Raw genomic sequence first — 12,783 nt, 5'->3', positions numbered from 1 at the left:
GTAAAAAAAATTAAAATTCCTTAATGATTTAATCAAAAACCACCATAAACATTCACAATAATTTAAAATATACAATCAGGAAGAATTTGAATTTGGATGGACTTTTCAATAGATTTTAAAATAAATTTTACCTATTTTTGTGAAATGAGTCAAAAATGGATTTATAAACCTGAACCTGATGAAGAAATTGTTGATGGATTGAGTTCGTCGCTTGGTTTTGGAACTTTTGAATCTAAACTATTAGTTCTCAGAGGAATTGACAATTATCAAAAGGCAAGAGAGTTTTTCAAACCTAATGTAACCGATATTCACAGTCCTTTTTTGATGGCAGATATGCAAAAAGCCGTAGAGCGTATTGCAACAGCTATCGAAAACGGTGAAAAAATCATGGTTTACGGAGATTATGATGTAGACGGAACGACTGCGGTTGCTCTGATGTATCTTTATCTGAGTAAAATTGTTCAAAAAAAATATTTAGACTATTATATCCCGGATCGTAATTCTGAAGGCTACGGAATCTCTACCGAAGGAATTGACTTTGCAAAGGACAATGGTTTTTCGTTGATTATCGCATTAGATTGCGGAATCAAGGCCACTGACATGATCAATTATGCCAAAAGCAAAGACATCGATTTTATTATCTGTGACCATCACTTGCCAGGAGATGAAATTCCTGATGCAGTTGCTGTTTTAGATCCAAAAAGAAACGACTGCAGGTATCCTTTTAAGGAACTTTCAGGCTGTGGTGTAGGTTTTAAATTATGCCAAGGACTAAACACTATTTACAAAATACCGGAATCTGAATTGTTTGAACTGACAGATCTTTTGGCAATTTCAATTGCTGCAGATATTGTTTCGATGACCGGAGAAAACAGGGTTCTAGCAAAAATGGGTCTTAAGATGCTCAGAAAAACCCGAAATATGGGACTGAGACTTTTGATCCCTGAAGATAAACTTTCTCATTTTGAAATTTCAAATATTGTTTTTGAAATTGCACCAAAAATCAACGCTGCGGGAAGAATTTCACAAGGAAAAGCTGCTGTTGAACTGATGGTTTCTGACAATCTGAAACACGCTCACCAAATTGTAAGCGACATTATGAATCTTAATGATGAAAGACGTGAACTCGACATGAATTCTACTCTTTCAGCACTGAATCAAATTATAGAATCTCAACAGGAAACCAAATTCTCAACCATTGTTTACCATCCCGAATGGAACAAAGGCGTTATAGGAATTGTTGCTTCAAGACTTACCGAAACCTACTACAAACCTACATTGGTTTTTACGGACGGAAACAATGGCGAAATGGTAGCTTCTGCCCGATCGGTTTCAGATTTTGATGTACATGAAGCGTTAGATTTATGCTCAGAATACTTCCTGAAGTTTGGAGGTCACCATGCTGCTGCAGGACTTTCTATGGAAAAATCGAAGTTTGAGGATTTCAAAATTAAATTTGAGAGAATCGTAGGTGAAAAGATAAAAGACCACCAAAAAGAACCGTCAATCACCATAGATTCTGACGTTCATATTGATGAGATCAATAGAGATTTCATTAATTTCCACAGAAAGCTGGCTCCTTTCGGGCCTCAAAATATGAAGCCTAATTTGGTTTTAAGGAATCAAAAAATTTCCGGTTATTTAAAAACGATGGGTAAAGATAACAATCACCTGAAGTTTTACATCAAACAAGAATCTACCGGAAGAAATATAGAATGTATAGGTTTTAAACTGGGTCAATTTGCTGATGATTTCAGAACTAAAAATTTCGATATCGCTTTTACATTAGAAGAAAATCACTGGAAAGGAAATGTAACACATTGCCTGAATATTAAAGATGTGAAGTTTTTGGAGAATTGAGGCTAAGTCTAAGGTTTAGGTATATTGTAACGCTAAAAACCACACAAATGATAAATGATTTTACTGAAATGCCAGTTTGGCGAAAGGCAATGGACATTGCTGAAAAATGTTTTAACATTAGTGAAACCTTACCTCGGAAAGAAGATTATGCTCTTACCTCTCAGTTAAGAAGATCTGCAGAAAGTATTTCAGCTAATATAGCTGAAGGTTTTGGAAGGCGTACCAGTAAAGACAAAAGTCGATTTTATGATATTTCAAGAGGTTCGGCATTTGAAGCTAAAAGTCATTTGATTTATGGAGTTAGGGTTAAATATTTTAAGGAAACAGATTACTTAGAAATTAAAAATATAATCGATGAAGTAATTCATGAAATTAATAAAATAGCGTCTTATCTTAACAGGCAACAACCTTAGTATTAACCTTAACCTAATATATAAGTTTTGAAAAAAATAGGTTTATTTTTCGGATCATTTAACCCAATTCATATCGGGCATTTGATATTGGCGAATTATATTCTTGAAAATTCGGATATGAATGAATTGTGGTTTGTAGTGAGTCCGCAAAATCCGTTTAAAGAAAAAAGGTCGCTTCTGAATGATCACAACAGACTCGATATGGTAGAACTCGCCATCAAAAATTATCCGGAGATGCGGGCTTCGAATGTTGAATTTTCACTTCCTACGCCTAGTTATACCATTGACACTTTGACATATCTGAAAGAAAAACATCCAGACTATTCTTTTAGTTTAATAATGGGTGAAGATAATCTTGGAAGTTTACACAAATGGAAAAATGTCGATTTATTGATAAAGAATCATCATATTATTGTTTACCCTAGAGTTTTTGAAGGTGACAAAAAAGATTATAAATATATAAATCACGAAAATATTTCGCTTGTGAAAGCACCTGTTATTGAGTTATCTGCAACTGAAATTCGCAATATGATTAAGCAGGGCAAAAACATTAGACCGATGCTTCCACCGGAAGTTTTTGAATATTTGGATGGGAGTAGTTTTTATAAGTAGAAGTTAGAAGTTAGAAGTTAGAAGTTAGGCAAAATTATTTTTTAAGTATCATGGAATTCATCGAAAATTTTTTCTCAAAATATCCTCAGGAAAAGGTCATAAAATGGTTTAAACAAATTTGTTTGGCTGAAGCAATTTCATGGTTTTTTCTATTCACAGCCATGATATGGATCCGAGTTGATCCTGAAGGTATTTTACCTATTGTTTACATCAGCACAATCGGCAGCATCCACGGATTGTTTTTTACACTTTATCTGCTGTTTATTCCTTCCACAAGAAAAATATATGCGTGGGATGATGAAGATTCTGTCTTCGCTCTAATCGCCGCCTTTTTTCCTTTTGCTACCATTTGGATAGACAAAAAGCTGGCACGTTTCGATAGAGAATAATTATTTTTTAAAAAAATATCACTTCAACTGTAACATATCTTCTGTTACAGTTGTCTTATTATGTAGAAACTCAAAATTCTATAAAATTCCATTAATAAATTTTAGTCACTAACAGTCAACCACTTAACAAAAGTATAAAAACATTTACACTACTTTGTATTGCATGATACTAAATTTATTATATATCTTTGCAATGTAAAATAATAACATATACAAGCTTCTAAACTAAAAAATATAATTATGAAAACTCAAATATTCATCGCAGCACTTTTCTTAAGCGGATTTGCTTTTGCTCAGGAGAAAAAATCAGATTCAGTAAAAACCCAAAAAATTGAAGAAGTGGTTTTGACAAAACAGGTTTTCAAAAAACAAAGCGACCGTTTCGTTTATGACGTAGCTGCATCGCCGGTAACAAAGGGAAATACTACCTTCGATCTATTAAGACAAACGCCTCTACTTTCTACAACAGATGATAAAACATTAAAAATCGTAGGAAAAAACAATGCTCTAATCTACATCAACGGTAGAAAAACCAATATGGATGCAGAATCTGTTACTCAGTTTCTAAAAAATACTCCCGCAGAAAACATTCAGAAAATTGAAGTAATTACCGTGCCCGGAAGTGAATTTCAGGTAGAATCTTCAGACGGAATCATCAATATCATTCTTAAAAAGAAAATGAGTGACGGCCTGAACGGAAACATGAGAATGTCTAATACTCAAAATAAATATAATGGAAGTTCTGCAAGTTTTTCTGCCAATTACAGAAAAGATAAATTGGGAGTTAGTGCCAATTTGTATGGCGGAGAAAACATTCAGGCGCAGCATTATGTTTTGCGAAACGGAAATAATCTATCATCTAATGAATCTACAGGGAACATTGATGACCCTAACCAATACCTTGGCGGTTATCTGAATTTTGATTATCAATTGACAGATAAAAGTAACTTAGCTCTATCGTGGAACTCAAGCGCTAATAAAAGCTATAATTCTACAGTAAATTTATTCAATACCATTCGTTCTTTTAATGAAAAAACTAATGTTCTTGATACCAATTACACCAATTCTAGAAATAAAGAAGATGCTCGTTCTTACAATAATTCGGTTAACCTAAATTATGAGTTAAAAACAGATTCGCTAGGAAGCAAATTAAATGTAAATGCTGCTTATCTTAATTACAAAAGATTTCAGTTTACTGACAACAAAACATTTTCAGCAGATCCTTTAGGAAATGACACCGGAGTAATCCCAACCCAGACCATTACTCAAAATCTGCCACAAATCATCAATAACTTTTCTAGTACTGTAGATTATATTCAGAAATTTAAAAATGATTTTACAATAGCTGTTGGGGGAAATTTTAATAAAACAAAAACTGATAACGATACAAAAAACAATACATTTAAAGCGGGTGAACCAACCGAATTTACACCCAATCACTTCATTTATGATGAAAATATTTATGGGGCTTATTTAACTTTAGAAAAGAAATTCTCTGATAAATTTTCCGGAAAAATTGGTACCCGTTACGAAATCACCAACAGTATAGGAACGTCAGACAATGCAGCTCCGGAATACAGAAAGATTGAAAGAAATTATAATAATTTACTTCCTTATTTAAGCATCAATTATGCTATTAACGATAAGAATAATATCTCTTATGCGTTTTCAAGCAGAATGAGAAGACCAAGTTTCTGGGAGCTGAATCCTGTAAGAAATATTCTTACCGAAAACAATTACACTCAAAACAACCCTTTTGTAAAAGCTTCGTCAACGTATAATCAGGAACTGACGTACATGTATAAAAGTTCTTACTTCCTTATTTTAAATCATTCGTATTTTAAAGATCAAATTACTCAGGTTCCATTGCAAGGGTATGCTAAATCTATGGATGGTAAAATCACTGAGCAAAACGTGCTTCGCTACATCAGAACAAATTTTGGTGACAAACAGGAAATGTCTGCAATGTTGGGAATGAACAAAACATTTTTTAATCAATATCTAACGATGAATTTCAATATTGGAGTACAGCACAACGTTAACAATGGTTCTTTGTCTATAGACCCTACGAATGGTGATATTTTTCTTGATAAAAAGGGAAACCAAATTGTATATAGTAATAATATAAAATCTACAAGTATCTTGATTCAAACCAATAACACTATTCGTTTAGATAAAAAGAAAACCTGGTTTTTGGGCGTAAATTATTTCTTCGTAGACAAACAGCAAATCGAATTGGGAATGCTTAAGAATCTTTCAAGCCTTGATGTAAGTTTAAAGAAAAACTGGAACGACTGGACCTTTGCATTAAATCTTACCGACGTGCTTAGAACCAACATCGTAGAAATTGAAGATTACCAAGACAACGGAAATTATAACTACGTAAGAAACGACCAATTCAGAAGAGGCGGAACATTCAGCATCACTTACAATTTCGGAAACCAGAAAGTGAAAAAAGTAAGAGACATCGAAGGCGCATCAGACGCTATTAAAAGCAGAACACGTTAACATTCAATCTTCATATATTTTATTTTGTACAGAAACCTGCCAAGAAATTGGTGGGTTTCGTTTATATTTAAGTATGAATAAATTTTTAGCACTTTTATTTTTCATTTTACTGTTAAACTGCAAAGAAAAAACAATCAATATCAATAAAGACATTACTTTCGATAAACAGATGGATATCTCTTATGGAAATGATTCTGAACAAAAATTAGATTTATATATTCCCAAAAACACTCAACAAAATAAAGACTTATTCATCATCATTCATGGCGGAGGATGGAAAGGAGGAAACAAATCTCAGCTTACTTATTTCACATTGTCGATGATGAATAAGTTTCCACAATGTGTTTTTGCAAACATTAATTACAGATTGGCTTCGGAAAATCGTTTCGGAATCCCAAACCAGACCGATGATATTGATAAAGTAATTTTATTTTTAGAGAAAACATTGAGATATAAACCTAATATTATTCTTCTGGGAAACAGTGCAGGTAGTCATTTATCAATGCTTTATTCATATAAGTTTGATGCTAATAAAAGAGTAAAAGCCGTGGTGAATATCGTTGGACCAGCCGATTTATCAGATCCAAGTTTTAAAAGTTATTATGATTGTTCATTTGTTGAAAATCATTTGGTTGATCCCACTATACTTTCTAAGGGAATTTCTATAGAAGATTATGCAAGTCCGGTTTACTGGATAACTAAAAATGCTTCACCAACAATTTCTTTTTACGGAAATAATGACACTGTAATTCCGTTATCACAAAAAAAGATTTTAGATTCTGCTTTAAATAAAAACGGCATTCTTAATCAATCTTTCGAATTTCCCGGTGGGCATCTCGATTGGGCGAATGAGAAAAATGCACCTTTTGTCATTCATTCTATCAGTGAATTCCTAATGCATACTGACAAAAAATAAAAAGCTGGCGTCCGTTTTAAAAAAGCAAGCCTGCATTTTAAAAAAAGCTGGCGTGCTTTTAGATAAATGCACGCCAGCTTTTTGTAAAGTCCTCGAAAGGAATTTCTACAGTAATCTTTTTAATTTAACCTTATTCAGACTTTACCACTTCCGTTCTCTCAGAAACTCCATTAGCATTAAAGGCTTCTATCTGGAAATAATAAGAATCTACTCTATCGGCTCCGGTGAAGAAATATTCGTTTTTACCGTACACCATGATGCTCCCGTATAATTTATCAGGAGATTTTCCCCAATAAATAACATAGCCATCGGCATCCGAGTTTTGTTGCCATTTCATCCAGATGCTTCTTCTTTCACCATATTTTTTGGGATCGGCTCTTAACGGAACAAAGTTCTGAACTTTTGCAGGTTTTGCTCCCGCTCCTTTTCCAAAAACTCTGAAACCGCTTAATGCAAATTTCCCAGTTGGCATTTTAAGATTTTCCATCTTTAAAAATCTTGCTTCAGCTGGTTTTTCTAGTTCAACATAATCATGAGGAACGTCTTTTGTGTTTTTACTTTTATCAACAATTACTTTCCATTTTTTACCATCATTGGAACCAAGAATTTTATATTGGTGCATTTTGCCTTCCGTTTTTCCCATAAACTCCACATCCTGGTCTGCATAGTTTATCTGAATCGCATTAATGGTAGAAACTTCACCTAAATCTGTCTGAAACCATTCTCCTGCATTACCTGTTTTGGCACTCCAATAGGTTTTAATATCTTCATCCACGGCATTATTCGAATGATAACCACCCAAAGTAGATGAAACCTGAACGGGCTTGTTATAATTCAACAACATCCAGCCGGTGAATAGTCCTTTCGAAAAATCTTTTCCCTGCGCAAACTGCGGAAGCAAAGTCGGATAATCACCATAAGCGGTATTGGTGTACATTACATCATCTTTATCAAATCCTGCAGGCCAGATTCCTAAACGTCTCTCAAAATTATTTTTTGTAGAAATAAAAATCGTGGAAACATGCCACCAGTTTTTATAATTATCTTCGAAAGTAGCACCATGCCCCGCTCCTCTCGCAAAACCTCCCGGCTTATAAGAAAAAGGATTGTGCTGTTGGTATTCATACCCTTCCAAAGGATTTTTAGAGACATACACTCCGTCAGAATATCCGCTGAATTCTGTTGCCGGAGCGCCATACTGCATATAATATTTGTCTTTATATTTTGTCACCCAAGCTCCTTCTACAAAAGGCTGCAGGAAAACATTGTCATTATATTCTCCAAATCTTTCCCAACCGTGATCTTCGGGTTTCAATCTTAAAATAGGCTTTACAAAACCTTCAGACTGTAGATTTTTTACTTTAACTTCAGTTCCTAAAAGAGGCCATTCGTTGCTTGATCCCCAATATAAATAGAGCTTATTTTTATCCTCATCATAATGAAAAGCAGGATCCCAGGCTCCGACTTTCAAGGTATCTACTGCAATTTTCCAGTCGTCTTTTGTAGGATTGGTAGATTTCCAGATTGGGAAATCCTGTTCCCAGGTAGAGCCGTAAACGTATAAAGTGTCTTTCATTGCCCAAACTGCAGGAGCGTTCAGATCGTGAGTATATTTATTGTCTCTAAGGAATTTTCTTTTCACAAATTTCCAGTCGAGCATATTGTCGCTGTACCAATATCCTTCCTGATTGGTCGAAAAAAGAAAAAGCTTCTTCTGAAAATTTACAATCACAGGATCTGCGGTTGCACGATGCTTTCCTTGTTTTGAAAAAACTTCAAAAGGCGTATAGCCATAGTCGATATTAATAGGATTGCAATACGTTTTTTGCTGCGCATTCGAAAAGAAGCACAGAAGTATTACCATGCTGAAATATAATCTCTTACTCATAATCAAACTTTATATTTCTACAAATTTAAAGTTTTTTAAACGGTTTGCTTCGTATCTAAGCATAAAAAACTTCTGACTTTTAGAAAGCCAGAAGTTGTAATTTATTTAATTTAAAATACTTTATTTTTTAGGTAAGAAAACTTCTGCCAACATACAACGTGCACTTCCGCCTCCGTTTACTTCAATCGTATTTAAATCTGAATAAATGATTTCACAATATTTTTCGATATTTGAAATTTGCTCAGCATTCAAAGACTGATAAGCAGTTTGGCTCATTACTAAAAACTTTTCACCATCTTTATTTTGTACCTGAAGCATATTTCCGGCAAATTGCTGCATTTGTTCTTCAGAAATTTCAATGATCTCTTTTCCTGAATTTTTAATGGTTTCTATTACTTTGCTTCTTTCCAGTTCACTATCAATACAATCTAAACAAATCACGACAAATTGATCGGCCACACACATCATTACATTGGTATGATAAATTGGTAGCCTCTCGTCACCAACCGTTTGAAACGAGTGGAAGACAACCGGGGTAAATCTATATTTGGTACAGAATTCTCTGAATAAATTTTCATCAAGCCTCAAAGAAACCGAACCATAAGCGATTTTGTTATCATGATCAAAGATCATACTTCCCGTTCCTTCCAAAAAGTGTCCTTGCATTTCAGGCAAAGACCAGTCATCAATTTCTGATACTTCAAAACCTTGATTTTTGATACTTTCAATAATATCTTCTCTTCGCTCTACTCTTCTGTTTGAAGCAAACATCGGATACAAAACCACTTTTCCATCTTTGTGGAAGCTTACCCAATTGTTTGGAAAAATAGAATCCGGAGTATGAGGATCGATAGTATCTTTTATGGTGATAACATTAATTCCTTTATTTCTCAGTTTTTCAACAAAAATTTTAAATTCTGCCAAAGCTTTTGACTGAATATCCGCCCCTTTCTGCTCTACTTGAAAATAATTATTTTCTGCCGTTTCTGCATTGTAACCGAATGCAATCGGCTCTATCATTAATACTGTATCTGTTGTCTGCATAGTTTTAAAGTTTGAGGATTGGTGAGTTTGAGGGTATGTGAATTGGAGCGTTTGAGGGCTTTCGTGTTTTAAGTAAATATGAAAATTTAGAGTTTTAGAATTCTCTTTTTTCTATTCCTACTCAATAACTCTTCCACTCTAAAACTCTCCGACTTATTTCCCTACAAATGAGCACCACTTTTCTGATTGATTCATCATAATCACCAACATTCCGATGATGTGATTATATTGTTTGTTTAAATTATTATATTGTTCTTCTTTAATATACTTACAAGCCAAAGCAAATTCAAGCCACGATTGGGTTTCTCTTGCTTCACCTTCAGAATCTGTCAATTTGGCCACAAAAGATTTTTCGTATTTTCTTTTGCCCCAAGCTTCGCTAATATTTACTGAAACTGACCTTGAGGATCTTCTAATCTGATCTGTAAGAGAGTAAAGCTCTTCTTTAGGAAAAACCTTGGTTAACTCAAAGATTTCCATTGCTGTTTTAAAGGACTCCTGATATACTTTAAGATCCTGATGAAATTTAATTATTGACATCACTGTATTTTTAACTAAAATAGCAAAAATACCAACACAAAAGCTTTCTTTTAAACTCTAAAACCCTCCAACTCTAAGACCCTCCGACATAATTAATCTCTCACCAAAGGCATCGTAGAACATCTCAACAACCCTCCCATTTTAGAGATCTCCCTATAAGGAATTTCTTCGACAGTCATTCCCCAAACATCTCTTAAATGGTTGTTCATTCTTGTAAATGTTTGGTCTGAAACCACAACTTCAGGTGAAATTGAGAAAACATTGGGTACCATTTCAAACATCTCTTCATCGTTTACATGGAAGCAATTTTCTTCACCGAAAATATCAATGATCAAATTGTAATCACTTTCATCTACAAAACCGTTCTTATAAATAATACATTTATCGTCGCCAATTGGATTGAATGTGCAGTCTAAATGCAAAATACCTTTATAAGGTTCTTTATCATTTTTCTTTAATTCAAGATCGATAATTCTCTTTTTAGGAAAATATTCTTTAAGAATTTCAATGGCATATTCGTTCGTTCTTGCTGTTTTATAACTTCTGTAATCTTCACTGAAACACGTTCCAATGAAAAGAAAGTCATTCCAAACGATTATATCTCCGCCTTCGATATGAGCTGTTTCCGGAAGATTGATAATTTTTCTCCAGGCTACTTCTTCAAAAACTTTTTTGTACGCTTCCTGTTCGTCGGCTCTGTCTGCAATCACATTAGAAATAATCATTTTATCATCGATCACAAAAGCTACATCTCTTGCAAAAACCTGATTATAATCTTTAATAATATCCGGACGGAAAACCTGAACGTCATATTTTTTCAGAACCGCTTCAAAAGCATTCATTTCGCTGATGATGTCTGCTTCCTTCGGATACATATTGTGCTCTATCGTATAATATGATTTGGCATCATAGCTTTCTTCCAAAGTCGGAACGCCGCCCATAGAGTTGGGTTGCCCTAAAACTACCGACCTCAGTCTACCAGTTTCGTTTTTTATATTTAATTTCATAAATAATGAGAATTAAGCAAATATAATCAAACCGATGTGATGCTGAAAGTTTTTACAATCGAGAATAAATAAGGCTTTTCCCGAAACTTTTGTTCATTTGTAAATCTCCAATCATTTCATCTGATGAAGTGAAAACTTACAGATAGAATTAATGATTATCAACTTAATTTTAAGCACAATATCTTTGTTAAATTTTTAAATAATCTTTTATTATGTAAAACAAAAAATCCCAAAGCAAAAAACTTTGGGATCTATATTTATTTGAGAAAACAATATTATCTGTTTGTGATATCGATATAATCTCTTTTTTGAGCTCCTTGGTAAACCTGTCTTGGTCTTCCGATTGGATCTCCTTTTAGTCTCATTTCTTTCCACTGAGCGATCCATCCAGGAAGTCTTCCTAATGCAAACATTACGGTAAACATTTCTGTAGGAATTCCTAATGCTCTGTAGATGATTCCAGAATAGAAATCTACGTTTGGATATAATTTTCTCTCGATGAAGTACTCGTCTTCAAGAGCTACTTTTTCTAGCTGCATTGCAATATCAAGCGCTTTATCTTCAATTCCTAAAGCAGCTAATAAATCGTCAGCAGCTTTTTTGATGATTTTTGCTCTTGGATCGAAGTTTTTGTAAACTCTGTGTCCGAATCCCATCAAACGGAAGCTATCGTTTTTATCTTTCGCTTTAGCAACCCATTTGTTAACATCACCACCGTCTTTTTCGATCAATTCAAGCATTTCGATAACTGCCTGGTTTGCACCGCCGTGAAGTGGACCCCAAAGTGCAGAAATACCTGCAGAAACTGAAGCGAAAAGACCTGTGTGAGCAGAACCTACCATTCTTACCGTAGATGTAGAACAGTTTTGCTCGTGATCTGCATGAAGAATTAATAATTTATCTAAAGCCTGAACTACCACAGGATTGATTTCGAAATCAGCATTTGGCTGTCTGAAAGACATTTTGTAGAAATTTTCTACATAGTTTAGGTTATTATCTCCGTGGTTTAAAGGAAGTCCTAAAGTTTTTCTGTACGTCCAAGCAGCAAGGTGAGCAAATTTAGCGATCAACAATTCTGCAGCAAGATCCATCTCTTCTTTAGAATTTACATCAACTGCTTTAGGATTAAAAGCTGTTAATGCAGAAGTAAGAGTAGATAAAACTCCCATTGGGTGAGCAGAACGCGGGAAAGCATCGATGATTTTTTTCATCTCCTCTGCTACGAAGTTATATTTTTTGATATTACCGTTGAAGGTATTAAATTGTTCTGTTGTAGGCAATTCACCGTGCAGCAAAAGATACATTACCTCAGTAAAGTTTGATTTCTCAGCAATTTGCTCGATAGGATAACCTCTGTAGAACAATTCTCCCTGATCACCATCAAGATAAGTGATATCGCTTAATGTAGCACCTGTGTTTTTGTACCCTAAATCTAAGGTAATAAGACCCGTTTGGTCTCTTAATTTTGAAATATCTATTCCTCTGTCTCCGATTGTACTATCTACGATAGGATATTCATACGAATTACCGTCATAATTCAATATAACTTTGTTGTCTGACATTATATAATATTTTATTTAAATTTCTTAAAAATACACAAAAAACA

Annotated in this window: 11 protein-coding genes; 6 read left to right on the top strand and 5 right to left on the bottom strand. The window is 34.1% G+C overall.

Going from position 1 to position 12,783, the window contains the following annotated elements; all coding sequences use genetic code 11:
* Positions 1-144 precede the first annotated feature (144 nt).
* From recJ to EG358_RS03645, 6 genes are all read left to right on the top strand, one after another.
* The gene (recJ, locus tag EG358_RS03670) at positions 145-1,860 is read left to right on the top strand and encodes a single-stranded-DNA-specific exonuclease RecJ (RefSeq protein WP_076558029.1); all 1,716 of its coding nucleotides are present in this window, start codon (positions 145-147) and stop codon (positions 1,858-1,860) included.
* 47 nt (positions 1,861-1,907) lie between these two features.
* Positions 1,908-2,273, top strand: a complete 366-nt coding sequence (locus EG358_RS03665; RefSeq protein ID WP_076557501.1) for a four helix bundle protein — start codon at positions 1,908-1,910, stop codon at positions 2,271-2,273.
* 27 nt (positions 2,274-2,300) lie between these two features.
* Entirely contained in the window at positions 2,301-2,885 is a 585-nt protein-coding gene (gene nadD / locus EG358_RS03660) for a nicotinate (nicotinamide) nucleotide adenylyltransferase (RefSeq protein WP_076557499.1), read from the top strand.
* A 50-nt stretch (positions 2,886-2,935) separates the two neighbouring features.
* Positions 2,936-3,274: a DUF3817 domain-containing protein gene (locus tag EG358_RS03655; RefSeq protein WP_076557497.1), complete on the top strand. Its 339-nt coding sequence runs from the start codon at positions 2,936-2,938 to the stop codon at positions 3,272-3,274.
* 240 nt (positions 3,275-3,514) lie between these two features.
* On the top strand, positions 3,515-5,782 hold the full coding sequence (locus tag EG358_RS03650) for an outer membrane beta-barrel family protein (protein WP_076557495.1): 2,268 nt from the start codon (positions 3,515-3,517) through the stop codon (positions 5,780-5,782).
* Positions 5,783-5,855: 73 nt separating this feature from the next.
* On the top strand, positions 5,856-6,698 hold the full coding sequence (locus EG358_RS03645) for an alpha/beta hydrolase (RefSeq protein ID WP_076557493.1): 843 nt from the start codon (positions 5,856-5,858) through the stop codon (positions 6,696-6,698).
* 130 nt (positions 6,699-6,828) lie between these two features.
* On the opposite strand, the gene EG358_RS03640 is transcribed toward EG358_RS03645, so the two are convergent.
* The 5 genes from EG358_RS03640 to EG358_RS03620 all read right to left on the bottom strand — a co-directional run bounded on the left by EG358_RS03640 (position 6,829) and on the right by EG358_RS03620 (position 12,739).
* Entirely contained in the window at positions 6,829-8,586 is a 1,758-nt protein-coding gene (locus EG358_RS03640; protein WP_076557491.1) for a discoidin domain-containing protein, read from the bottom strand.
* Between the two features lie 120 nt (positions 8,587-8,706).
* Positions 8,707-9,630 (bottom strand): citrulline utilization hydrolase CtlX, encoded by a 924-nt coding sequence (gene ctlX, locus EG358_RS03635; RefSeq protein WP_076557489.1) that lies wholly within the window; start codon positions 9,628-9,630, stop codon positions 8,707-8,709.
* Between the two features lie 153 nt (positions 9,631-9,783).
* On the bottom strand, positions 9,784-10,170 hold the full coding sequence (locus EG358_RS03630; protein WP_076557487.1) for a four helix bundle protein: 387 nt from the start codon (positions 10,168-10,170) through the stop codon (positions 9,784-9,786).
* Positions 10,171-10,262: 92 nt separating this feature from the next.
* Complete coding sequence (locus tag EG358_RS03625) at positions 10,263-11,177, bottom strand: dimethylarginine dimethylaminohydrolase family protein (protein ID WP_076557485.1); 915 nt, start codon at positions 11,175-11,177, stop codon at positions 10,263-10,265.
* 275 nt (positions 11,178-11,452) lie between these two features.
* Positions 11,453-12,739: a citrate synthase gene (locus tag EG358_RS03620; protein ID WP_076557482.1), complete on the bottom strand. Its 1,287-nt coding sequence runs from the start codon at positions 12,737-12,739 to the stop codon at positions 11,453-11,455.
* Positions 12,740-12,783 lie beyond the last annotated feature (44 nt).

It is taken from the genome of Chryseobacterium indoltheticum (genome assembly GCF_003815915.1).
GTDB lineage: Bacteria > Bacteroidota > Bacteroidia > Flavobacteriales > Weeksellaceae > Chryseobacterium > Chryseobacterium indoltheticum.
This window is presented reverse-complemented; position numbering and strand designations above follow the sequence as displayed.